The sequence below is a fragment of the Rhizobium sp. BK112 genome (assembly GCF_014193215.1).
GTDB classification, from domain to species: Bacteria; Pseudomonadota; Alphaproteobacteria; order Rhizobiales; family Rhizobiaceae; genus Rhizobium; species Rhizobium anhuiense.
The window spans coordinates 322,083-344,562 of record NZ_JACHYZ010000005.1 but is presented as its reverse complement, the minus strand read 5'-3'; the positions used below and the strand labels follow the sequence as shown (position 1 = coordinate 344,562).

Genomic DNA, 22,480 nt, shown 5'->3' with positions numbered 1-22,480 from the left:
CCGGTGCGGTAATATCCTTGCAAGCTGCGTGCCAGTTTGTCGCTTTTTGTGTAATGTATTGATTTATTTACATTTCTCGAAATCGGCCGTTTGCTTGTTTTTCGAGCTGTCGACAGTTGTGCTAATCTTTTGTGCGCTTGCCATGTGGGGCGCAGATCCTTGCTGGCGTTTTGGGCAGGCGGGCGTGGATCAGATTTCGTCGCCGGTAACGAAGGGCAGGGCGCTTTTGACGGCAAAGCCTGCGACATAATCAGGCAGCCTCGCCGGGTCGAAGACATGGCCGTCCATGAAACGGTCGCCCTCGTCGCCGCCTTCGATGCGGATATCGGCATCATCGGGTGCGTTGCCGTCGCCGAGCGCTGTCCGATAGAGATCCGGGCGGTAGGCGGACGCGGCAGCCCTTGCCATGTTGAGGCTGGCCTCGGCCTGCCCCCAGCGGATCATCTGGCTGTATATCCACAGCGCCTGGCTTGGCCGAGGATAATTGGCGAATCCGGAATGGAACATGAAATAATCGGCGATGATGCGCCGGTTGCCCTTTGCGTCGAGGCTGAATTCGCCGGCGAGCACGCGGCGGATGATCTCGACGGGGGCAGCGATATAGCGGGGGTCGGCAAGAGCGGCCGCCAGCGCATCGTGATTGTCCGGCTGGTCGCACCAGCGGGCTGCCGCATCGAGCGCCACGATCAGCCTGGAAACGGTTTCCGGATGGGTTTCCGCCCAATCCGGCCGCATGCCGATCACCTTTTCCGGGGCGGACGGCCAGATATCCTGCTTGGCGGCGACGATGCGGCCGACGCCGCGCTCCGAAGCGACCATATTCCACGGCGCGCCGACGCAGAAACCGTCGATCGCACCGGCGGCCAGCGCATCCGAAGTCATCGGCGGCGGCACCACGACGAGCTTGACGTCCTTATCGGGATCGATGCCGCCGGCGGCCAGCCAGTAGCGGAATTCGTAATTATGCGAGGAGAAGGGATAGGTGACCCCGAAGGTCGGCAGCGGTTCGCCGCGCACCTTCATCGCCGCCAGTGTTTTTGCCAGGGCGCGGGCATTGTCGAGCGCGCCTGCCGTTTCCGGCAGTCCCGCGTCATTGCGCATCCTGTCGAAGAGCCGCGTCGACAGGGTGATCGCATTGCCGCCGCGCCCCAGCGAAAACGGTGTGATCGTCGGTGAGGGATTGGAGCCGAGGCCGAGCATGGAGGCGACGGGCATTGGCGACAGCATGTGGGCGATATCGAACTGGCGGAATGCCAGACGGTCACGCACATTCGCCCAGGAGACATCCTTGACGAGATCGAGCGTCAGGCCTTCCTTCTGCGCGAAACCGAATTCCGCCGCTGCAATCAGCACTGACGCATCGACGAGCGGAATGAAACCGGCCCTGAGCACTTTCGGTCCTTCGGCATTCAGGCGCATGGGCGAGGGCAACTCGCCGCCTGATTTGGCGGTCTTCGTCATCATATCCACTCCGGTTTCCTCCGGAAATTCATCAGGTCGGCCATTACATCAACAGCCCCGCGGCGGTGACGACGCTCTGGGCGATTTCCGACATCTTCTTCTTTTCGTTCATCGCCGTCTGCCGCAGCAGGGCGAAGGCCTCTTCCTCAGACAGGCCGCGCATCTTCATCAATATGCCCTTGGCGCGCTCGATGAGCTTGCGTTCTTCCAGCGCTGAGCGGGCATCGGCAAGCTCGCGCCGCAGCCGGCTGAAGGCGTTGAAGCGGCTGACGGCCATGTCGAGGATCGGCTTGACGCGTTCCTTCTTCAGGCCATCGACGATATAGGCCGAGACGCCGGCATCGACGGCGGCCTCGATCGAGGCGGTGTCGGAGCGATCGACGAACATGGCGATCGGACGGCTGACCGTGCGCGTCAGCTGGAAGAGATGCTCCATCATGTCGCGATTGGGATTTTCGATATCGATGATGATCACGTCGGGCATCAGCGTTTCGATGATTCGCGCAATGCCGTTGACCTCATGGACCACGGTGACGTGCGCATGCCCTGCCTCGCGCAGCCCCTCTTCGATGATGGAGGCGCGAATGGCATTTTCGTCGATCACCAGAATTGTCAGATCGCGATGCGTCATTGCTATATTTATGACGCGCTGCAGCAATTTTGGCAAGGTGTCGCCTGAAAACTGTGCAAAAATAGATATGCGCAAAAAATAATCAAATTGCCGCATTTTCGGGCGAGGACATTCCGTCGGCCAGCAGCGCATGACCGCACTGCATGGCGCGGTGTTCCAGCAGGCCTTCAGCGAAGGAGCCGCCTATTTCAACCAGCTGATCGTCGATGGTGAAGCCAAATCCGTCGAGACGGCGCTTGGCCATGGCAGAAGCTCCTGAAGCCGGAAGCCTTCGACGAATGGCAGAAGGGCGCCCAGGGCGTATGGGACGATTTCGCGCCTGTTGTCGGCGGCATCGACAGGATCAAATCCATCCAGGCCGCCTGAAGCAAGGGGCAAGGCAGTTGTGCCTGCCGCTTTTGACGGGACCGATGGAAAACCATCGGTCTCTTCGTCGCGCGCACATGCCGGAAAAATAATGCCGGAGCAGGCCGGAAATCGAAAGAGCATGCCTTCGGTAATCGTGGTATATGACTTACTTAAAATCCTGGAATGGGAAGTCTTTTACCTTCGGCCGGTGCGATCCTGTTGACCGCAATCTCGCGACCGCTCCCGGCGGACGGATCCCATGGCCTCGATTTGAGAAGAACAACATTGAACACAAGGCTTTGGAGGGCCGACCATGAGCTTACGCATCAACGATATTGCCCCCGATTTTACCGCCGACACCACCCAGGGACCGATCAGCTTCCATGATTGGATCGGCAATGGCTGGGCCGTCCTGTTCTCGCATCCGAAGAATTTCACGCCTGTCTGCACCACCGAGCTCGGCGCCATGGCCGGCTTGGCGGGGGAGTTTTCCAAGCGTGGTGCCAAGATCATCGGCATCTCCGTCGATCCTGTGGAAAGCCATGCCAAGTGGAAGAACGACATCAAGACCGCCACCGGTTTCGACGTCGAATATCCCCTGATCGGTGACAAGGACCTCAAGGTCGCCAAGCTCTATGACATGCTGCCGGCCGGCGCCGGCGAGAGCTCGGAAGGCCGCACGCCTGCCGACAATGCGACGGTGCGTTCGGTTTTCATCATCGGTCCCGACAAGAAGATCAAACTGATCCTGACCTATCCGATGACGACGGGCCGCAATTTCAATGAGATCCTGCGCGCCATCGATTCCATCCAGCTGACGGCCAAGCACCAGGTGGCGACGCCGGCGAACTGGAACCAGGGCGAGGACGTCATCATCACCGCCGCGGTTTCCAACGAAGACGCGATCACGCGTTTCGGTTCCTTCGATACGGTTCTGCCCTATCTGAGGAAGACCAAGCAGCCGACCGCCTGATCGCTGCTGCTTCCCAACTGCTACAAAGCCGCCGCGAAAGCAGTTTCGCGGCGGCTTTTTGTTGATGCGGAAGGCGGTGATGATCGCCGTAGTTGTCAGATTAAGCGGTGGCTTTTCGTGCCCGAACCGCATCGCCGAATGCCTGAAACAACGCACGGTTCACGGGGTTGGTCTGCGGATCGTATTCGGCATGCCATTGCACGCCGAGCGCAAATCCCGGCGCATCCTTGAACCGTATCGCCTCGATCGTCCCGTCCTCTGCAATGCCTTCGGCAACGACCCTGTCGCCAAGCTCGAGAATGCCCTGTCCATGCAGGGAGTTCACCCGGATCGTCTCCCGGCCGAGGATGCGTGCAAACATCCCATCCTGTATAAGTTGAACATCGTGCCGATCGCCGAAAACGATGGCGAGGTCGGGATGGATCTCGCCGGTTTCCAGGCGCGGCATGCGGTGGTTCATGCGTCCGGGCAATTCCCGGATTTCGGGATGCAGCGAGCCGCCCGCCGCGACGTTCATTTCCTGGAAACCGCGGCATATGCCGAAAATAGGAACGCCGCGCGCTACACAGGCTTCGATCAATGGCAGCGCCAGCCCGTCACGATCCTCGTCATAAGGTTCATGCTTGGGATCCGGCACCGTGTTGAAACGGCTGGGATGGACATTGGCTCTGGCGCCTGTCAGCAGAATGCCGTCGACGACAGCCAGCAGATCGGCGATATCGGCCAGTTTGGGATTGCCGGCAAACATCAGCGGCAAGGCTTCGGCGACATCGGCCACGGCCCGCAGATTGTTTTCTCCGACATGCTGAGCCGGAAATCGGCTTTCGACGATGCGGGCATTCCCGATGATGCCGATTACAGGTCTTGTCATTGCCGGTTACACCCCCAAGTCACACCCAAGTCGCAACGCCAGCTGCTGTCCAAGCCCCCTGGCTCCCCGGCAGGTGATTTAAAGCGCCTGGAAACCGGGACCGGCCGGTGCTGGCTGCCGGCTCGGTTGTGGCTATGGTTATCTCCAGCCGGGCCGAAGCTCAATCCGGAACGGGAAGGGCGCGCTGGTTGTAGAGGATCTTGCGGATGCGCGACTGTTCCTCTTCGGAGAGCTTGCTGTTGTCGGTGCCAAGGTCGGCGCCGACCGCAAGGCCGCGCTGGACGCCGGGCCGTGCGCCGACCTCCTCGAACCATCGCTTGAAATGCTTGAATTCGTCGATGTCCTGGCCCTGCGCCTGCCAGTTGACGGTCCAGGGATAGCTGATGATGTCGGCGATGGTGAATTCGTCGCCGGCGAGATAACGCCGGTCACGAAGCCGCATGTTGAGAACACCGTAGAGGCGGTTGGCTTCGTCGGTGAAACGCCGCACCGCATAGGACTGATCGCCCTCGCGATCGCCGAGACGGCGGAAGTGACCGGCTTCGCCGAGTTTCGGTCCCTGGTTGGCCATCTGCCAGATCACCCATTGCGTCACGTCGTATTTGCCGCGCAGATCCTGCGGCCAGAATCTTCCAGTCTTTTCGGCGAGGTAGAAGAGGATTGCACCGGATTCGAAGACGCTGAGCGGCCCGCCGCCGTCGGCAGGCGTGTGGTCGACGATAGCAGGCATGCGGTGATTGGGATTGAGCCTGAGATAATCGGGTTTGAACTGGTCGCCCCGGCCGATATTGACCGGCACCAGCCGGTAGGGCGTGCCGGTTTCCTCCAGGAAGATCGAAACCTTCTTGCCGTTCGGCGTCGGCCAGTAGTGGAGATCAATCATCTGCGCGTCCTCGTTCGCTCGGGATTTCCTGGCGGTCAGGATGACGCTGCGACCTTGGCAGGTCGAATATATCTGTTCCAAAATTGATGGCGAAATTAGAAACCTGGTGCAGAGATGGAAATGGGGGAAGCTTCCTACCCGTATCGATGGTATTGAGAATTCCGCGTCGCGATGGAAGTTCGAACCCGCCGAGATCCGATGATAGGCCGGAAATGTCAGTCCGACATGGGGAGGAGATCGGCGAAGGCCATGCTTTCGCTTTGCCTTCTGTTTTCCCACGTGGATGCGGTCACGGCTCAGCCGGAAGGAAGCGCGGGACCGCCGGCCTGTCTCTATTCAGGTCCTTCAGCGTCGGGATCGGGTGAAGCGCTCTGCATCCGTAAGGACAGTTTCAATCGTGACCTTTGCGTCGCGATCGAGCATTTCGCCAGCGCCAATCAATTGCCGCCGGATTATTTCGCCCGTCTCATCTGGCGCGAGAGCACCTTTCGCCCCGATGCCGTCAGCTTCAAAGGAGCGCAGGGGATTGCGCAGTTCATGCCCGGAACGGCGAAACTGCGCGGTCTTGAAGACAGCTACCAGGTGTTGGAAGCCCTGCGGAAATCGGCGCAGTATCTCGACGAACTGCGCAATCGCTTCGGCAATCTCGGCCTTGCCGCTGCCGCCTATAATGCCGGCGAAAACGGCCTAGCATCTTACCTTACGTCAGGAAGATTACCCTACGAAACGCGCAGCTATGTCACGGCGATCACTGCCCATACGGTCGAGGAATGGAAGGATAACCCACCGCAAGATGCGGCCGCCCCGCTCGACAAGGACAAGTCCTTCATCGATGGTTGCGTGGCGCTCGCGGAGAGACGGACGTTGAAGGACACGCCCTGGCGTCAGGAGGGCGAATGGGCCCCCTGGGGCGTCCAGCTTGCGGCGAATGCGAATGTCGCGGTGGCCCGACGCATGTTTCTCGATGCCGTGCAGGATCTGCCTGCGCCCCTGAATGCCGAGCAGCCGCTGATCCTGCGCCAGCGCGATCGCAGCTTCGGTTTTCGCCCGCGCTACGCTGCCCGCATCGGTCGGCAGACGCGTATGGAAGCCAATGATCTCTGCAACCAGATCCGCAAACACGGCGGCACCTGCCTTGTTTTCAAGAACCGGTAGCGGGCCTGACCCAGCCGCCTGGATCATGAAAAGTCTGCTTGCAGGATCGCCTGAGCGCAGCATATTCGACACGGAAATGCCAAAGGAGGAATGACGATGCGGGTTTTGGTAATCGGGGCAACGGGCCATGTCGGAACCTATCTCGTTCCCCGCCTGGTGGAGGCAGGTCATGACGTCGTCACGATCAGCCGCGGCACGGCGAAGCCTTATACGGAAAACCATGCCTGGGCTTCTGTCGATCAGCGTCAGATGGATCGGGCGGCGATGGAGCGGGTGGGTGATTTCGGCCCGGCCGTCCGTGAAGTGAAAGCCGATATCGTCATCGACATGATCTGCTTCACGCTGGAAAGTGCCGAGCAGCTGGTGACGGCGCTGTCGGGGCATGTCGGCCATTTCCTGCATACCGGCACGATCTGGACGCATGGCCATGCCAGCGCCGTGCCGACGCTGGAAGAGGCGCCGAAATCTCCCTTCGGCGATTACGGCACGCAGAAGGCTGATATCGAAACCTACCTGCTACAGCAGGCAAGGCTTCGCGGATTTCCGGCCACCATCATCCATCCCGGTCATATTGTCGGTCCGGGCTGGGCGCCGCTCAATCCAGCCGGCAATTTCAACCTGCAGGTCTTTTCAACCCTTGCCCGCGGAGAGACCCTGGCGCTGCCCAATTTCGGTCTGGAGACCGTTCATCACGTCCATGCCGATGATGTGGCGGCGATGTTCATGGATGCGATCGCCAACTGGAATGCCTCGATCGGCGAAAGTTTCCACGCGGTCTCTCAGCAGGCGCTGACGCTTCGCGGCTACGCCGAATCCATGTCGCGGTGGTTCGGGCATGAGCCGAAGCTCACCTTCGCGCCGTTCGATGCCTGGGCCCAACACCAGACGGCCGAGGATGCGGAGGCGACCTGGGAGCATATCGCCCGCAGCCCGAATTGCTCGATCGCCAAATCCGGACGCCTGCTGGGGTTTACCCCGAGATATCAGTCGCTGCAGGCGGTGCAGGAATCGGTCGGCTGGCTGGTCGGGCGGGGGCGAATCAAGACCTGATCCACCGCTAGATACTAGCGGATCAGGATAGCCCTGAAATCATTGACATTGGTTCCGGTCGGGCCGGTTTCGAACAGATCGCCGCTGGCGGCAAAGCCTGAATAGCTGTCATTGCCGTCGAGCAGGCGGCGCGGATCGAGCCCGGCGGCGCGCAGGCGCTTCACCGTGCCGCCATCGGCAAAGGCGCCGGCATTATCCTCCGAGCCGTCGATCCCGTCCGTGTCGGCAGCAAGGACATGGATGCCCTCCTGTCCGTCGATCGCAAGCCCCATGGCGAGCGCGAATTCGCCGTTGCGTCCGCCCTTGCCGCCCTTGGCTCTGAGCGTCACCGTCGTCTCGCCGCCCGAAAGGATGACGACCGGCTTCGAAAACGGCCTGTTCCGGCCCAATACTTCGCGGGCGATCGCCGCATGCACCAGCGCCACGTCGCGCGATTCCCCCTCGATCGCATCCGAAAGGATCGCCGGCTCGATCCCCTGCGATTTTGCCAGTGCCGCAGCGGCCTCCAGAGAAACGCCGGCGGAGGCGATGATGTGATACGCGTGCCTTAAGAAGACCGGATCGTCCGGCCGCGGTGCATCGGCCTTCGGCGAGTTCAGATGATCGAGCGCTGCCTGCGGCAGCTGCAATCCGTATTGCCGGATGATCTCGAGCGCATCGTGTCGTGTCGAACCATCCGGCACCGTCGGCCCGGAGGCGACATGGGCCGGGTTATCGCCGGGAATGTCGGAGACAACAAGACTGACGACCCTTGCTCTGGTCGCTGCCGCAAGTCTTCCGCCCTTGATGGTGGAGAGATGCTTGCGCACGACATTCATCGCCGAGATCGGCGCGCCAGAGGCAAGCAGCATTTCGTTGAGCGCGATCTCGTCTTCGAGGGTCAGCCCTTCCGGCGGAGCGGGCAGCAGCGCCGAGCCGCCGCCGCAGATCAGTGCGATCACCAGATCATCTTCCGCCAGTCCGTTCACCGTCTCCATCAGCCGCTTTGCTCCGGCGAGCCCCGCGGCATCGGGCACCGGATGAGCGGCCTCGATGATTTCGATGCCGCGCGTCTCGCAGCCATAGCCGTAGCGCGTGACCACCAGGCCTTCGAGCGCTCCGTCCCAGACGCTTTCGAGCGCCCGCGCCATCTGCGCTGCGCCCTTGCCGGCGCCGATCACCACGGTCCTTCCCTTCGGCCTGTCGGGCAGATGCGCCTTGATGCCGGTCAGCGGATCGGCGGCGCGAACCGCCGCGTCGAACAGGCTTTTCAGGAAGTCGCGGGGAGCTGATATCGTCATCGTGGTCTCTGCTGCCTCGGTATCGATGGAGTGCGTCAATTCTCGGCCCCGAAGGTCCGCAAGGCATTGGCCGCACCATAGCCTATTGCATCATTCAAACTGTTACAGCGCCGCGCGTCAGTCAGCGAGGGCCGCCAGGATACGAACCCAGGATCGTATGCCTTTGTGGAAGCTGGAGAGATCGTATTTTTCGTTCGGGCTGTGGACGCGGTTGTCGAAGCGGGCGAAGCCGACCAGGAGGGCATCGCATCCGAGCCGGCGTTTGAAGTCGCCGACGATGGGGATCGAGCCTCCGGTGCCGGCAAGGGCGGCTTCGCATTGCCATTCCGTCGAAAGCGCCTGAAGCGTCTTGGTGAGAAACGGACTATCGATCGGCATGACGGTGGCCGGCGAAAGCCCATAATCCCTGAAGTTGACCGAACAATCCCTGGGGATATGTGCGCGCACATGCCGCTGGAAGGCATCGCGGATCGCCTGGGGATCCTGTCCTTCAACCAGGCGAAATGAAATCTTGGCGCTTGCCTTCGCCGGGATGACCGTCTTGAAGCCTTCGCCCGTATAGCCGCCGCTCATGCCGTTGATCTCGCAGCTCGGCCGCGCCCAGATCTGTTCGAGGACGGAACGACCTGCCTCGCCGGCCGGATCACTCAGGCCGATATCACCGAGAAAGGCCTCCTCGTCGAAGGGCAGTCTTTTCCACAGCGCCTTGATGACGTCGGGGAGCTCTTTCACGCCATCATAGAAGCCCTCGACCGCGACGCCGCCGTCGGCTCGCCGCAGGCTTGAAACGATGTCTGACAGCAGCTGCAGCGGATTGCGTGCGGCATTGCCGAACATGCCGGAATGCAGGTCCTGATCGGCGCAGGTGACCTCGATTTCCGTGGTGTAGATACCGCGCAGCATCGTGGTGACGGCAGGCGTTTCACGATCCCACATATCCGTGTCGCAGACGAATACAGCGTCGGCCTTCAACTCGTCTGCCGTGGCATCCAGAAAGGGTGCGAGACTCGGACTGCCGGCCTCTTCCTCACCCTCGAACAGCATGCTCACCTGCACCGGCAGTTTCCCGGTAACGCTCTTCCAGGCGCGGCAGGCTTCGACGAAGGTCATCAGCTGTCCCTTGTCGTCGGACGCGCCGCGCGCCACGATCGCGGTATCGCCGTTCGGCAAGGCTTCCATGCGCGGCTCGAACGGATCGCTGGTCCACAGCGCCAGCGGATCGACCGGCTGGACATCGTAATGGCCGTAAAACAGCAGATGCGGTGCTGATGCCGCCTTTTCATGGGCGACCACCATCGGATGGCCGGTCGTTTTGCGCACCGATGCTTCGAAGCCCATGGCGGCCAGATCCCGGCTCAGCCATTCGGCGGCGGCGCGGCATTGATCGCGATAGGCCGGGTCGGTCGAGACGCTCGGAATGCGGATCAGCTCGAAAAGCCGCACCAGGCTGTCATCGAGGCTCCGGTCCACATGGGCAAGAACGGCGTCGATATCCTGATTGCTGATACTGGCCATGGTTTCTCCTCAGCGGCTCAATCTTCCGGGTCGAGAATGCAGCACTGCTCGGCAAGCGGTATCAGCACGGCGGACGCCCCTGTTTCCAGCGGGTCGGACAAAGCCCCATTGGCGGTAATCTCCCCCGCCGATGTCGCGCATTTATACTGATAGGCCCGGCCGAGATAGGTGCGGGTGCCGAGCACGGCGGCGATGCCATCGCCGTCACGGCTGACGGCAAGGCCGTCTGCGCGGCAGGCCAGCACGAAGTCGTCCTTGATCGGCCCGAACGCATCCTGAGACAGATGCAGCCGTGCGCCGCCCGTCGCTTCGGCGGTCACGATCGCTCCGTTGCGCGCGGTTACCTTCATCCGGATCAGGTTCTCGAAGCCGACGAACCGGGCGACGAAGGCATTGGCCGGCTGGCGGTACAGCACCTCCGGCGCATCGAGCTGCATGATGCGCCCGGCATTCATGATCGCCACCCTGTCGGAGATCGAGAATGCCTCTTCCTGGTCGTGAGTGACGTAAAGCGATGTCGTGCCGTTGGCGCGCTGGAGCTGCCTGATCTCGACGCGCATGTCGATCCTGAGCTTTGCATCGAGATTGGAAAGCGGCTCGTCGAACATCAGCAGCGGCGGCTCGATGACCAGTGCCCGGGCGAGCGCCACGCGCTGTTTCTGGCCGCCGGAGAGAGCCGAAGGCAGGCGGTCGGCGAAGGCGGAAAGGCCGACGCGCTCCAGCATGGCCATCGTTCTTTTCGTCCGTTCCGGCTGGGGAACATGACGCTGCCTCAGGCCGAAGGCGACATTGTCCTGCACGCTCAGGTGAGGAAAAAGCGCGTAGTTCTGAAAGACCAGACCAATGTCGCGCGCATGCGCAGGAAGGCCGGTCAGGTCGCGTTCGCCGAGCTTGATGCTGCCGCTGGTCGGCTGCAGAAAACCGGCCACCAGGCGCAATGTCGTCGTCTTGCCGCAGCCGCTGGAGCCGAGCAGGGAAACCAGCTCCCCGGCCATGACTGAGATCGACAGGTCCTTGAGAACCTCAGTGCTACCGTAATGGGCGGAGATGGAATCGATGGTGAGGGATACGGTCAAGAGCGTTCTACTTTGTCAGGAAGGTGAGACCGAGCGTGGCCTCGACGACGGCCATGACGCCGACTGTCACGAACATCAGCAGCACCGATACCGAGGCGATCGTCGGATCGAAGAACTGTTCCATATGCGCAAGGATCTGGATCGGCAGCGTCGAGATGCCAGGACCGGTCAGGAAGACTGACACCGACACGTCGTTGATCGAGGTGATGAAGGCGAGGATGAAGGCGGCAATGACCCCGGCGCGGATATTTGGCAGGACCACGGTCAGGAAGGTTTTCAGCGGCGGGCAACCCAGGCTGATCGCCGCCTCCTCGACGGAAAAATCGAAGGCCGCCAGGCTGGCGCCGACGACCCGCACCGAATAGGGCAGGATCAGCAACGCATGACCGACCAGCAGGCTGATGAAGATCGGAAGCCCGAGGCCGATCGTGACCGACTTCATCAGCGAGAATCCGAAGACGATCTCCGGCACCAGGATCGGCAGGACGAAAATGGTGGAAAGCCAGCGCGGCAATTCCACCCGGTAGCGGTTGATCGCATAGGCGGCCGGGATGCCGATCAGCAGCGATAGCGCCGTGCCGAGAAAGGCGACCTGCAGGCTGGTCAGCGCCGTCGTGCGGAAGGCCTCGATCTCGAAGATATTGACGAACCAGCGCAATGTCAGGCCCTGCGGCGGGAAGGTCAGATAGGTCGTGTCGCTGAAGGCCGCACCGACGATGATGACCAGCGGTGCGAGCAGGAAGAAGAAAACGCAGGCCGCGAAGGCGGCGAGGATCGGGTGAACGCGCCTGTCCATCACACCGCCGTCGGATTGAGCCGGCGTGCAATGCGGCTCATGATGAGGACGACGCCGAGCGTCAGCACCACCATGATGGCGGCGATCGTCGATGCACCCACCCAATCGAAGGTGACCATGGCGCGCTGGTAGAGGAAGGTCCCCATCATCATCTGCTTTTCTCCGCCGAGCAGTTGCGGTGTCGCATAAGAGGTGAAGCTGCCGGTGAACACCAGCACGGCGCCGACGATGAGGCCGGGTGTCGCCAGCGGCAGGATCACCTGAAGGAATGTCATCAGCGGTCTGGCGCCGAGCGAAGCGGATGCATCGATCAGATCGCGCGGGATGCCCTCAAGCACGCCGACGAGCGTCAGGATCATCAGGGGAACGAAGAGATAGACCATGGCGACGATCACCGAGCCTTCGGTATAGAGCATCGAAAGCGGCTCACTGAGGATACCGGTCGAGATCAGCATGGTGTTGAGGATGCCGTTCTTCCCGAGAATAATCAGCCATGCGAAGGATCGGACGACGACACCTGTCAGCAGCGGAAAAACCGCTGCGATGATCATGATACTCTTCGCGCGGCCGGGCATTTGGGCGATCACATAGGCGGTGATGAAACCCACGGTGAGGGAGATCGCGGTGGTGATCAGAGCGATCTCCAGCGTTCGGTAAAGAACCGCCCGGCGAAAGCCGCTGCTGAAAAATGTCACATAGGGCGCAAACACGCCCGTCGGTTCCGCAAACGTCGCCGCGATGGTGATGGCGACGGGAACGATGAGAAGCGCAACGACGGCAATCGTCGCCGGCATCGTCAATCCCCATCTGGCAAAATGCTTCATCTCAAAACTCGTGGCATGTCCTGATATCGGGAGCGCCGCATCTCGGACTCGGATGTGCGGCGCTTCCAGGTCTGACCGAGGCCCGGCAATAAACCGGCCTCGGGCCGGGATACCGGCAGCTTACTGAGCGAAGACTTCGTTCCAGCGGTCGATCCAGTCGGCCTTGGCGGCATTCATCTTGGCATAGTCGATGCGGGTGAGGCTCGCGACCATATCCGCGCCATAGGTCCAGATCTTCGCCTGATCCGGAGTCAGGCTGACCTTGGTCGAGATCGGCGCATCGACGCCTTGTTCGGCTTCAGCCTGCTGGACGTCCTTGGACAGGATGAAGTTGATGAACTGATGCGCCAGTTCGACATTTTCCGAACCCTTCGGGATGTTCACCGTATTCAGCGTGGCGATGTCGCCGTCCTTGAGCTTGGCCCATGTCATCGTCGGAACGGCCGCCTGCATCGATGCCAGGGTAAAGTCCTGGGCCAGCGCAACGCGCACTTCGCCTGTCGATATCAGGTTTACCAGCTCCGAGCCGGTGTTGTAGTTCTTGACGACATTGGGCTTCAGCGCCTCGATTTCCGAGAAGGCCTTGTCGGTGTCCTCATAGGCATCCGCGCCGCCATGCTTGCCGGCTTCCAGAACGACCAGCGGGCCGGCGGTGGTGGTGATGCCGGGCAGGGAGACGGAGCTTTTCAGATCGTCGCGCCACAGGTCGCCCCAGGCAGTGATCGGCGGGTTGACCTTGGCGGAATCATAGACGATGCCGACGCGCCCGATCGTATAGGCGGGGCCGTATTTGCCCTGAGGCGCCTTGCCCAGTTCGTAGATATCCGCAAGGTTGGGGATCTTCGAGGGATCGATCTCCTGGAACAATCCCTGTTCGATGCCGAGCTGCGAGAAGCTGTCGGTGAGGTAGATGACATCGACGCCCTTGCCATCGCGCAGTTTCAGCTTGTTGAGCCGGTCGGCGTTGTTGCCGGTCTCGAACACGATCTCGCAGCCGCAGATCTTCTTGAAGGGCGTGATGATGTTGGCGTTCATCTTCTCGCCGTTATAGCCCCACCAGGAGATGGTCAGCGTCTTCGATTGCGCATGGGCCGCAGCGGTGCCGCCGGCGGCGGCAAGCAGCGCAAGAGACAGGATTCGGGCGAAACGTCTGGCCTTCATGAGCAATATCCTTCTGTGAAAACGGCGTTGATAATCGGGATCATGCCCCTTGGATTTGAGGGATACTATTTTTTGATCGATCGGCTCGCAAGCTCAATACTTGGGCAAATGCGTACTTGCTTGGGGAATTTTCCAAGATCGAACCATCAGTAGCTCTCGGTTGATGACGTCTTGTTGTTGATCGCAAAACGTGTTGCGCCAGCGCTTTACACATTCGCGCGTGGTCTTTACGGTCCGCGGCGGTTCCAGCGTCTCACGGGCATTTCATTCATGGTTACCTCGCGCACCGCACTTCCTGATGACTTGCTGATCAATGCGTCCGACGAGGTTCGGACGCGCCAGGATCTTGTGCTGACGGCGCTCGGACGCCGGCCCGCCGACAGGCTGCTGCGCGTCGGCAGATTGCTCGATGTCCACACCAGGACATGGCTCGACGATCAGGAGATCGTCATCAAGGGCCGCCGTATCGCCTATGTCGGTCCTGCCGGCAGTTATGTTGGCGAGGTGAACGAGCGCTTTTCCGAGCCGGACCTTGCGGCCGTGCCGGGCTTCGGCGAGGCACACAAACATATCGAAAGCTCCCATCTGACGCCCGAATGGGAGGCGGCGCTGGTAATGCCGCATGGCGTGACCTGGACGTGTGAGGCGAGCCACGAATTTTCCAACGTCAACGGCGCCCGCAACCTGGAATTCTGGCTGGAAGCGCGCCGGCGCGGATCGCCGATGAAAATCTTTCCCCTGCCTGGCTCCGCCGTGCCGCCGACCGCCTACGAGTGGGGTGGCGGCTGGTTCGGTTACGACGAACAGAAGGCCTTCCTGTCCGAAAGCCTGATGGTCGCCGGGCTCGACGAGGTCATGGACTGGCCGTCCATATGCGATCCCGGCAATCCTTCCTACAACAGGCTGTGGGGCATGATCGGCGCCACCTTCGAGCAGCGCGGCGTCGTCGAAGGCCATGGTGCCGGACTGCGCGACATGGCCTCGATCAACGCCTTTGCCGCGGCGGGTCTCGCCTCCGATCACGAAGGCTGGTTTCTCGATGAGATCTGGCAGAAGCTCCTCCACGGTCTATTCATCGAGCTCAGGCCGCATTCCCTGCCGGAGGTCATCCGCGGCCTGATCGACAAGGGACTGACGGACTGGTCGCAGATCGCCCTGGTGACCGACGACCGCAGCGCCTCGGACACGCTGAAAATCGGTGCGACCGACCACAATGTCCGCCTCGCCATCGAAAACGGCCTTGCGCCGGAGATCGCCATCCAATGCGTCACCCTCAATCCGGCGCGCCATATGCGGCTGACGCCGTGGGTCGGATCGATCGCACCGGGCCGCTTCGCCGATATCGTTCTTCTCAGCGACGTCGGCAGCCTGTCGATCGAAAAGGTGTGGGCGGACGGGCGTTCTGTGTCCGAGGGTGCGACCTTCATTGGCGTGCGCCCGGAAATCGACTGGCCGCAATGGGCGACGCGCACCGTGACCATAGACAGGACGGTCACGGCAGACGATTTCCGCATCGAGGCGCCGCCGAACCGGGCCACGGTCAACGCAGCACTTTTGCGGCCGTTTCACTGGCACGACGATTTCATCACCATGGAATTGCCGGTGGAAGATGGCCTCGTGCAGCGGGATCCCGCGCGCAATGTTACCAAGTTCTCGATTGTCGACCGGTTTTCCGGGGAGGCCAAGATCTCCAGGATGTTCTGGCTGGGCACCGGACCGCGCACGCCGGAGACGGCGCTCGCCTCCACGCTCGGGCACGACAAGCACAATATCTGGACGGTCGGTTCGTCGGACGAGGCGATGGCGCTGGCCGTCAATGCCCTGAACGAGCAGCAGGGCGGCTGGGCGCTGGTATCCGGCGGCAAGATTCTCGCCCGCGTCCGCTACGAAGTCGGCGGCCTGATGACGGCTCGTTCGGCCGAAGCGCTCGATGCGGAGATGCAGGCTCTTTATGCGGCCGGTGCCGGGATCGACTGGATGTACGAACCGACATTTTCGCCTCGATGGTGGCCGGGCTTTCCCGAACGCCTGTCGTTTGCAACGCTCACCTGCTCACCCTGGCGCTGGGTCCTGGTCGCGCCGTCGGAGCTGGCGCCGGAGGGGTTCGTGAACGTGCTCACAGGCAAGACCCATCCGATTGTCTGGTGACATTGCGGAGCGCCAAAAATCCACCTGATTGATCTTCTGACTGCAGCAATAGAAAGCATTAACCATAGTCCCTTAGATAACGAACAGGATCAAGGGAACCTGTGTTCGATGGCTGATGAAATGACCCACCGCCCCGCCGCTTCCAGTGAAGGCAGGGTGATTGCTTTCCCCTCCGGAACCGGAACTGCCAATATCGAGCGTTGCGCCCGCGAACTCGGCCGACGGCATGGCGCGGATGCGCTGGAATTCTGGAAGGCCGAATGCCGCAGGCTTGCCGATCAGCTTCTGGCGGCCGGGATACCGGAGAGCGACGTCCGTCAGCGGGTGATGTGGTTTCAGGAGGATGTCCAGAACGAACTCGTCCTCAGCCATCAAAAGCGGGCCGTTGCCTCTTCGTAAACTGCCTCTGGCGGCAGCGCCAGCAACCGGTCGGCCATCTCCTGCTTGAGCCAGGCGAGGCGCTCCTCTTCCGCGGGCGTCCGGTTGGTCTTGCGGCCGAGCGTGATGAACTCCTCGCGGACATGGCCGTCACGCAATTGCAGGGTGACGGTTCGTCCGCGATAGCTGAGTTCGAAGACGTAGCGAGCGAGGATGTCGCCGCGCTCCGTCCGGTCGAGCGAGGGGTCGACGCTATAGCGTCCTTCCGTCAGCGCACGCGTCACCATTTCAAAGGCGTCACGCCCGCCGGGACCGCGAAAGGCCGTGCGGATCGAGATTTCGCGGCGCTCCGGTGGTCCGTCGACGCTGAGCAGCGGAAAGGCACGCTCCATCACCTTGAAGGCATGGGCGACACCGCCGGGAAAACCGTAGCCGTGATAGTGCATGATATCGGCAAAGCCGTAGGCAAGCGGCTTGCCGTCTTCGAGAACTTCGATCCTCGCTTCGCTCATTCCGATCTTCCATTGTCCAATTCCCGGCGCATCCAGGGGAGAAAACCATCCAGGAAACGCGTCGTCGCCGGCATGAAATGCGATCCGTGGTGGAAGCAGGGGTCGAGGCTGGTGATCACCATGCGCCCCGCCGTCGTGACCTCGTCCACATAGAGGATCGGCTTGCCTTCCTCATTCACCGCAAGTACCTCGACGCCCTCGGGTGGATCGAACCAGCCGTGAAGATGCCAGGTCAGGTCGTCCTGCCCGAGATGTTCGAACAGTGAATGGTGCGGGGAGGCGATCCTGACACCGAGATCGGCGCCCTCGGTCAGCCACCACCACCAGTTCGTCGGCTGAGGCGTGAAATGGATGGCAGGCAGGAACGCCTGCCAGGCCGTCTCGCCGGTCGCGACGATCGTGCCGCCCTGGTCGAGATAGTCGCGCAGCTGCGCTGCGTGCGGCGCCAACCGGTCCGCCGGTGTGCGGCAGGGAATGAACAGCACCTGGTGTTTGCCGAGTTCGACCGAGGGCAGGTCCTCCGGCCGCACCAGGCTGTCGAAATAATGCCGGTAACGCGGCGCTTCCAGCGTCTCGATATGGTAGTAGGCGCCAGGATGGATCGCGAGCACGCTCATCGGTTCAGTTCCCCCGCCAGCCAGGCGATGGCGCGGCCGGCCAGATGCTTCTGGATGTCGGGGTCGTCTCCGCAACCCCAGAATTCGTTGCCGGCATGCGACAATATCTCTCCGCCCGCCGGCCGCGCCCAGATCCAGTCGATGGGCACCGCAGCCGGTCCCAATGTATTGATCGCGACGGCGCCTGATGGCATCGGATTGTGTCCCCGGCCGTAGAACCCGGCGACGCCGCGGTTCGTTTCCAGCATCCTCTGATCGATGCCGGCAAAGACCGGATGATCGAAGCGCCTGATTTGGGCGAAGTCTGACCGCTTCGGCTGCGGCATGGGAATATAGACGCCGAGTTCCGGCAGGATCGGCCGGAGCATATGGCCGTTGAAGATCCACCGGCCGCCGCGATCGAGGAAGGACGCCACCGCCGAGGCATATTTGAGAAAGCCGATCTGATCGAGATGGATGGTGGTGATCAGGCCGCTTGCGGCGGCAAAATGCGCCTCCGCAAGCTCCGTCTCGCGTACCGTCATCAGCTTGCCCTGCGCGGTTGCCTCCGCGAAAGCCGGCGCGCTCAGGGTGAAGGGGTCCTGATAGTGCGACTGGATGAGAAGAATGGTCATGCGGCGCGAATTCCTGCAAAGGCGGGCAGGACCGCCTGATGTCTTTCGCCTGCCGGACCGACAAGCTCGACAACCCGCATCGGCACCCCGTAGAGCCGTTCCAGATGGTCCGGCGTGATCGTCTCCGCGACCGGGCCGAACAGCGATTGACCATCAGGCATCATCAGCAGTGCGTCGTCGGCGGCCGCGAGCGCATGGTTCGGATCATGTGTGGTGAAGGCGATCGCCTTGTCGCGCGGCTCGCGAAGGCTCTTGAGCAGGTCGAGCAGCCGCTCCTGGTTGCGAAGGTCGAGTGCCGCTGCCGGCTCATCGAGGACGATCGCCTGCGAGCCGGTGGCGAGCGCCCGTGCCAGAAGCACGAGCTGCCGTTCGCCGCCGGAAAGCCGGTCGAAGAAATGATCGGCAAAGCGGGCAGCGCCCGCCCGCTCGAGCGCGGCATGGGCAATCTCGAAATCATCAGGTCCCGGCTGTCCGAAGAGGCCGAGATGCGCTGCCCGTCCCATGACGGTGACATCGATGGCGCGGTAGCGCTGGTTGCTGCTTCCGGTCTGCGGGACATAACCGACAATGGCGGGCGCGACGCGGCTGCCTTCGTCCAGCCGTTGAAAACCGAGCAGTGCTTTCAGCGTCGTCGTCTTGCCGCGCCCGTTGGGGCCGAGAATGGCGAGCGACCGCCCGACGGCAACCGAGAAGCTGAGACGGTCGAGAATGATGCGCGTCCCGAACCTGACGACCGCATCCGTCAAGCCGATCATGATCCCGTCCTTTCCCGATAGTGATGACGCAGCAGCGTTGCGAAGATCGGCGCGCCGACGAGGGCGGTAATGACGCCGAGCGGGATCTCCGCCGCCGTCGCCGCGCGGGCGAGCGTATCGATGCAGACCATGAACCCTGCGCCGAGCACGGCGGCCGCCGGCAGCAGCGCGCGGTGATCATGACCGACCAGCAGGCGGGCGGCGTGGGGAATGACGATGCCGATCCAGCCGATGATGCCGGAGACCGCGACCTGGCTGCCGACGATGACGGCGATGAGGCAGAAGACCAGCCATCTCTCGCGTGTCGTATTGGCGCCGAGGCTGCGGGCCTCGGCCTCGTCGAGCGACAGGATGTTGAGCCGGAAACGGAGCATCCACAGGAAGCAGCTTCCGAGGATGAGGCCCGGTGCCGCCACCAACGTGCGTTCCCAGGTGGCGGTCGCAAACGATCCCATCAGCCAGTAGACGATGGCGGGAAGGGATGTGTTGGGATCGGCGATGAATTGCAGCAGCGAGACGACCGCCGAGAACATCGAACTGATGACCAGTCCCGACAGGATCACGGTCACCGTTTCCGACCGGCCGTTGATGCGCGAGAGCAGTCCCACCAGGATGACGGCCGCCATGCCGCAGAAAAACACCATGGCGATCAGCGGAAATCCCCAGATACCGAGCATGATCGCCAGGGCGCCGCCAAAGGCTGCACCCTGGGATATGCCCAATATGTCGGGCGAGACCAGGGGATTTCGAAACACACCCTGAAGGCCGGCGCCCGAGATGGCGAGCCCGGCGCCGGCAAGTGCGGCCAGCACCACGCGCGGCGCCCGCACCAGCAAGACGATGCGTTCGTCGATCCCGGCAAGCTCCCGCGACGGATCGCTGATCCCCTGCCAGATCAGCTCCAGCGCACGTCCTGGCGGCACCGAGAACCGTCCGACGCAGAGGCTGACGGTGAAGGCAATCGCCAGCAGCGCCAGCAGCAAGGCGAAAATCAGCGTCTGCCTGGCGAGGTGGATTCGGCGGGCAGCGGGCACCGCCTCGTCCTGCGTCATCGTCGTCATGACATTACCTAGCCTCGAACTGCGCGTAGTCGGCGGAGGCGCCCTGATCCTTCAGCCAAAGGATATTGTCGATATCGCCGTCGGTCAGGTCGTAGTTGTAAAGCGTCTTGTAGGCCGTCTTCATTTCCGCCCGCAGATCGTATTTGAAGATATCGGGATGGAGCAGATTGGCGGTCCACATCCACGACAGCGGCGATTCCTGGTTCGGCGGATCCCAGCGATAGCCGCCGAGCGGCATCTTATAGACTCGCTTGGATTTGGCGGCATTGGTCAGGGACAGGATCGGATCCTTATAGACCCAGTCGACGTTCAGCTTCGCCTCGAAAGCATTGAGGAAGATGACGTCGGGGTTCCATTGCGCGATCTGTTCCTTGTTCACCGAGACCGTGCCGTTGAGTTCGGCAGAGGCGTTTTTCCCGCCCGCAACCGCGATGGACCAGGCATTGTAATTGCCCTTGGTGCCCGATGCGCTGATATCGGACAGCGCGCGGCCGAGATAGAGAACGTTCGGCCTCTTGTCATCGGGAATAACGGTCGCCTTGGCTTCGATATCCTTCTGGACGCGGTCGCGCCATTCCACCAGTTCGCCGATCCGCTCGGGCTTGCCGATCGCCTTCGAAGCCATGGTCATATAGTCGCGGGTCAGCTCTTCCGTGCCGTAGAGGATCAGCATCGTGGTGAGGCCGGCATTGGTGATCGGTGCGACGATATCGGCGCCGCGATCGCCCCACTGGATCACGAGGTCGGGATTGGCGGCGGTCAGCGCCTCGACATTCGGCACGAAATTCGGCGCAGTCACGTCGGAGGGAATATCCTTGGCTTCGGGGAAGATCTTTCCGAGAATCCCTTCGACCACGGCACTCTTCGCCGTCGGGTTCATGCCGACGAGCTTCCTGGTGCTGCCATCCAGCGCAATGACGGTGGACGCCATCGGGATGACGATCGAGACGACGCGCTCGGCCGCTTTTGCCAGCCGTACCTCGCGGTTTCCCTGATCCTTGAAGACGATCTCTTCGGCAAAAGCTGCCGGTGCAAAAAGCACGGCGGCAAGGGCTGCCGCCATGCGGCGGCGGCAAGCAGTTGCGATAACAAGCGAAAGCGGAACCATGGTGTCTCCCCGTATAGGCATATGCGATGAGCGCCATTCCTATTCCGCGTATTTAATCTTGTCTACAAATCTCCACTTTAATTAGCGACGTGTCGTGGAACCCTCATCGATACCTAGCGCAGCAGCCCGGCGGACCGGAGGGCATCTTCAATGACCTTCTGAATACCGCCACGGTCGCTGCCCGCGCCAAATGGATCCGGGGTATTTTCCGGTTGAGTAGCTGAGGGCCTCGCGTCGCGCCGTTTCTCAAACGAGGGAACGAGACCCCAGGACCTGGCAATTTCGACAGTCGAGGAAATTCCGACGTCAAGCATGAAGGGGCCGCTTGCCCCGTAGCCGGTGCCGACATCGAGTGGCGTGCCGTGACCCATGCCGGCAATCGTATAGAGTTCGATCACCTCGCTACCGTGCGGATCGGTCCAGACCTGACGCTGATGTTGTCCGATATCTTCGATGCGCGCCGGCGATGCGCCGACGCCGTGGACATGTCTCCATTGCTCGATGATCGCATTCGCGTTGGATGCGGCGACGGTTCTGTCTGCGGTCCCCTGCCAGAGTGACAATGTCGGCCACGGGCCTTCGTGTTTTGAAGCGTTTCTCAACCGCAGTTCAAGCTCTTTGCCAGTCGGGCCACCTTGACCGCGCATCCGGTCGAACGCTTCGGGAATGGTCGCGGCACTTGCGTATGGCAGGCCTGCGATGATCGCGCCGCCGGCAAAAACCTCGGGATAGGTCGCGAGCATGGCGGCGGCCATGGCGCCGCCGGCCGACAGCCCCGTCACAAACACACGTCTGCCGTCAATACCGTGTTCCGCAACGACCTTTGCGATCATCTGGCGAATGGAAGAGACCTCGCCATAATCCCGGCGAATATCCTCCGGGTTGAACCAGTTGAAGCAGAGGTTTGGATTGTTTGCCCTTTGCTGCTCGGGAAACAACAGCGCGAAGCCATAGTCCTCGGCCAATCGCGACCACCCGGATCCGCTATCATAGCCGGCGGCGGTCTGGGTGCAGCCGTGCAGGACAACGACCAGGGCCATGTTTTTCCCGCGCTTCGACGGCAAATAGGTGTAGCCCCCCAAGGCACCCGGGTTTGTGCCAAACGCGTCCAAGGCGACGAGATCGGAGTTGCCCTGCGTGGGTTGAGTGCGAAGTGTTCCTCGCAGCGCAGCAAGGCGTGCAAGGGTGTCTGACATAGATCTCATGAAACTCTCCGCCAATCAGCAGCCGGGATGGCGGTGATGCCTGACTAAACGCTTCAGC

The 22,480-nt window shown here is 61.8% G+C and carries 21 protein-coding genes and 2 pseudogenes; 6 read left to right on the top strand and 17 right to left on the bottom strand.

The features are described 5' to 3' along the window. Positions 1–189: 189 nt before the first annotated feature. Positions 190–1,470 (bottom strand): CmpA/NrtA family ABC transporter substrate-binding protein, encoded by a 1,281-nt coding sequence (locus tag FHT75_RS17160; protein WP_174824492.1) that lies wholly within the window; start codon positions 1,468–1,470, stop codon positions 190–192. A gap of 34 nt (positions 1,471–1,504) precedes the next feature. Beyond that, complete coding sequence (locus FHT75_RS17155; RefSeq protein ID WP_047614717.1) at positions 1,505–2,092, bottom strand: ANTAR domain-containing response regulator; 588 nt, start codon at positions 2,090–2,092, stop codon at positions 1,505–1,507. Between the two features lie 148 nt (positions 2,093–2,240). Between FHT75_RS17155 and FHT75_RS17150 the strand changes: the two are divergent. Further along, positions 2,241–2,458 (top strand): annotated as a pseudogene (locus FHT75_RS17150) (TRAP transporter substrate-binding protein); the annotation flags it as partial. A 295-nt stretch (positions 2,459–2,753) separates the two neighbouring features. Further along, positions 2,754–3,413 carry a peroxiredoxin gene (locus tag FHT75_RS17145; RefSeq protein ID WP_017964008.1) on the top strand — a complete coding sequence of 220 codons (660 nt, stop codon included), beginning with the start codon at positions 2,754–2,756 and terminating at the stop codon, positions 3,411–3,413. 100 nt (positions 3,414–3,513) lie between these two features. Here the strand turns inward: FHT75_RS17145 and FHT75_RS17140 are convergent, their stop codons facing one another. Together FHT75_RS17140 and FHT75_RS17135 are read right to left on the bottom strand one after the other, a co-directional pair. Next, a complete protein-coding gene (locus tag FHT75_RS17140) occupies positions 3,514–4,284 on the bottom strand; it encodes a gamma-glutamyl-gamma-aminobutyrate hydrolase family protein (RefSeq protein ID WP_047614721.1) in 771 nt (256 codons plus the stop codon). A gap of 160 nt (positions 4,285–4,444) precedes the next feature. Beyond that, complete coding sequence (locus tag FHT75_RS17135) at positions 4,445–5,167, bottom strand: glutathione binding-like protein (RefSeq protein ID WP_047615359.1); 723 nt, start codon at positions 5,165–5,167, stop codon at positions 4,445–4,447. A 171-nt stretch (positions 5,168–5,338) separates the two neighbouring features. Between FHT75_RS17135 and FHT75_RS17130 the strand changes: the two genes are divergently transcribed. Continuing rightward, entirely contained in the window at positions 5,339–6,322 is a 984-nt protein-coding gene (locus FHT75_RS17130) for a lytic transglycosylase domain-containing protein (protein ID WP_174824493.1), read from the top strand. Positions 6,323–6,418: 96 nt separating this feature from the next. After that, the gene (locus tag FHT75_RS17125) at positions 6,419–7,372 is read left to right on the top strand and encodes an NAD-dependent epimerase/dehydratase family protein (protein ID WP_183845033.1); all 954 of its coding nucleotides are present in this window, start codon (positions 6,419–6,421) and stop codon (positions 7,370–7,372) included. A 14-nt stretch (positions 7,373–7,386) separates the two neighbouring features. Here the strand turns inward: FHT75_RS17125 and FHT75_RS17120 are convergent, their stop codons facing one another. The 6 genes from FHT75_RS17120 to FHT75_RS17095 all read right to left on the bottom strand — a co-directional run bounded on the left by FHT75_RS17120 (position 7,387) and on the right by FHT75_RS17095 (position 14,024). Beyond that, positions 7,387–8,652, bottom strand: a complete 1,266-nt coding sequence (locus tag FHT75_RS17120; protein WP_063475655.1) for a glycerate kinase — start codon at positions 8,650–8,652, stop codon at positions 7,387–7,389. A gap of 117 nt (positions 8,653–8,769) precedes the next feature. After that, positions 8,770–10,167, bottom strand: coding sequence for a dipeptidase (locus tag FHT75_RS17115; RefSeq protein ID WP_183845034.1), 1,398 nt, complete (start codon positions 10,165–10,167; stop codon positions 8,770–8,772). 17 nt (positions 10,168–10,184) lie between these two features. Beyond that, positions 10,185–11,243, bottom strand: a complete 1,059-nt coding sequence (locus FHT75_RS17110) for an ABC transporter ATP-binding protein (protein WP_063475429.1) — start codon at positions 11,241–11,243, stop codon at positions 10,185–10,187. 7 nt (positions 11,244–11,250) lie between these two features. Then, entirely contained in the window at positions 11,251–12,042 is a 792-nt protein-coding gene (locus tag FHT75_RS17105) for an ABC transporter permease (RefSeq protein ID WP_047614729.1), read from the bottom strand. Continuing rightward, a complete protein-coding gene (locus FHT75_RS17100; RefSeq protein WP_063475430.1) occupies positions 12,039–12,863 on the bottom strand; it encodes an ABC transporter permease in 825 nt (274 codons plus the stop codon). Before FHT75_RS17100 ends, FHT75_RS17105 begins: the two co-directional genes overlap by 4 nt. Before the next feature lie 120 nt (positions 12,864–12,983). Beyond that, the gene (locus FHT75_RS17095; RefSeq protein WP_047614733.1) at positions 12,984–14,024 is read right to left on the bottom strand and encodes an ABC transporter substrate-binding protein; all 1,041 of its coding nucleotides are present in this window, start codon (positions 14,022–14,024) and stop codon (positions 12,984–12,986) included. 72 nt (positions 14,025–14,096) lie between these two features. Here FHT75_RS17095 and FHT75_RS17090 point away from each other — a divergent pair. Beyond that, positions 14,097–16,172: pseudogene (locus tag FHT75_RS17090) on the top strand (adenine deaminase). 108 nt (positions 16,173–16,280) lie between these two features. After that, the gene (locus FHT75_RS35880) at positions 16,281–16,571 is read left to right on the top strand and encodes a DUF6074 family protein (protein ID WP_080759889.1); all 291 of its coding nucleotides are present in this window, start codon (positions 16,281–16,283) and stop codon (positions 16,569–16,571) included. On the opposite strand, the gene FHT75_RS17080 is transcribed toward FHT75_RS35880, so the two are convergent. The 7 genes from FHT75_RS17080 to FHT75_RS17050 all read right to left on the bottom strand — a co-directional run bounded on the left by FHT75_RS17080 (position 16,544) and on the right by FHT75_RS17050 (position 22,422). After that, positions 16,544–17,062: a hypothetical protein gene (locus FHT75_RS17080; protein WP_063475432.1), complete on the bottom strand. Its 519-nt coding sequence runs from the start codon at positions 17,060–17,062 to the stop codon at positions 16,544–16,546. The genes FHT75_RS35880 and FHT75_RS17080 overlap by 28 nt on opposite strands. Next, entirely contained in the window at positions 17,059–17,679 is a 621-nt protein-coding gene (locus FHT75_RS17075) for a hypothetical protein (RefSeq protein ID WP_063475433.1), read from the bottom strand. Before FHT75_RS17075 ends, FHT75_RS17080 begins: the two co-directional genes overlap by 4 nt. Beyond that, on the bottom strand, positions 17,676–18,293 hold the full coding sequence (locus FHT75_RS17070; RefSeq protein WP_047614741.1) for a hypothetical protein: 618 nt from the start codon (positions 18,291–18,293) through the stop codon (positions 17,676–17,678). The genes FHT75_RS17075 and FHT75_RS17070 overlap by 4 nt, the downstream gene beginning before the upstream one ends. Continuing rightward, positions 18,290–19,048 (bottom strand): ABC transporter ATP-binding protein, encoded by a 759-nt coding sequence (locus FHT75_RS17065; protein ID WP_063475434.1) that lies wholly within the window; start codon positions 19,046–19,048, stop codon positions 18,290–18,292. Before FHT75_RS17065 ends, FHT75_RS17070 begins: the two co-directional genes overlap by 4 nt. After that, positions 19,045–20,109, bottom strand: coding sequence for a FecCD family ABC transporter permease (locus FHT75_RS17060; RefSeq protein ID WP_082849731.1), 1,065 nt, complete (start codon positions 20,107–20,109; stop codon positions 19,045–19,047). Before FHT75_RS17060 ends, FHT75_RS17065 begins: the two co-directional genes overlap by 4 nt. Positions 20,110–20,113: 4 nt before the next feature. Next, positions 20,114–21,217, bottom strand: a complete 1,104-nt coding sequence (locus FHT75_RS17055) for an ABC transporter substrate-binding protein (protein WP_183845035.1) — start codon at positions 21,215–21,217, stop codon at positions 20,114–20,116. Positions 21,218–21,330: 113 nt separating this feature from the next. Beyond that, a complete protein-coding gene (locus FHT75_RS17050; protein WP_063475435.1) occupies positions 21,331–22,422 on the bottom strand; it encodes an alpha/beta hydrolase family esterase in 1,092 nt (363 codons plus the stop codon). Between the last annotated feature and the right edge of the window lie 58 nt (positions 22,423–22,480).

Coding starts and splice junctions, on each gene's coding strand:
- FHT75_RS17155 (WP_047614717.1), bottom strand. CDS start 2,092: ATGACGCATCGCGATCTGACAATTCTGGTGATCGACGAAAATGCCATT.
- FHT75_RS17145 (WP_017964008.1), top strand. CDS start 2,754: ATGAGCTTACGCATCAACGATATTGCCCCCGATTTTACCGCCGACACC.
- FHT75_RS17140 (WP_047614721.1), bottom strand. CDS start 4,284: ATGACAAGACCTGTAATCGGCATCATCGGGAATGCCCGCATCGTCGAA.
- FHT75_RS17135 (WP_047615359.1), bottom strand. CDS start 5,167: ATGATTGATCTCCACTACTGGCCGACGCCGAACGGCAAGAAGGTTTCG.
- FHT75_RS17130 (WP_174824493.1), top strand. CDS start 5,339: ATGGAAGTTCGAACCCGCCGAGATCCGATGATAGGCCGGAAATGTCAG.
- FHT75_RS17125 (WP_183845033.1), top strand. CDS start 6,419: ATGCGGGTTTTGGTAATCGGGGCAACGGGCCATGTCGGAACCTATCTC.
- FHT75_RS17120 (WP_063475655.1), bottom strand. CDS start 8,652: ATGACGATATCAGCTCCCCGCGACTTCCTGAAAAGCCTGTTCGACGCG.
- FHT75_RS17115 (WP_183845034.1), bottom strand. CDS start 10,167: ATGGCCAGTATCAGCAATCAGGATATCGACGCCGTTCTTGCCCATGTG.
- FHT75_RS17100 (WP_063475430.1), bottom strand. CDS start 12,863: ATGAAGCATTTTGCCAGATGGGGATTGACGATGCCGGCGACGATTGCC.
- FHT75_RS17095 (WP_047614733.1), bottom strand. CDS start 14,024: ATGAAGGCCAGACGTTTCGCCCGAATCCTGTCTCTTGCGCTGCTTGCC.
- FHT75_RS35880 (WP_080759889.1), top strand. CDS start 16,281: ATGGCTGATGAAATGACCCACCGCCCCGCCGCTTCCAGTGAAGGCAGG.
- FHT75_RS17080 (WP_063475432.1), bottom strand. CDS start 17,062: ATGAGCGAAGCGAGGATCGAAGTTCTCGAAGACGGCAAGCCGCTTGCC.
- FHT75_RS17075 (WP_063475433.1), bottom strand. CDS start 17,679: ATGAGCGTGCTCGCGATCCATCCTGGCGCCTACTACCATATCGAGACG.
- FHT75_RS17070 (WP_047614741.1), bottom strand. CDS start 18,293: ATGACCATTCTTCTCATCCAGTCGCACTATCAGGACCCCTTCACCCTG.
- FHT75_RS17065 (WP_063475434.1), bottom strand. CDS start 19,048: ATGATCGGCTTGACGGATGCGGTCGTCAGGTTCGGGACGCGCATCATT.
- FHT75_RS17060 (WP_082849731.1), bottom strand. CDS start 20,109: ATGACGACGATGACGCAGGACGAGGCGGTGCCCGCTGCCCGCCGAATC.
- FHT75_RS17055 (WP_183845035.1), bottom strand. CDS start 21,217: ATGGTTCCGCTTTCGCTTGTTATCGCAACTGCTTGCCGCCGCCGCATG.
- FHT75_RS17050 (WP_063475435.1), bottom strand. CDS start 22,422: ATGAGATCTATGTCAGACACCCTTGCACGCCTTGCTGCGCTGCGAGGA.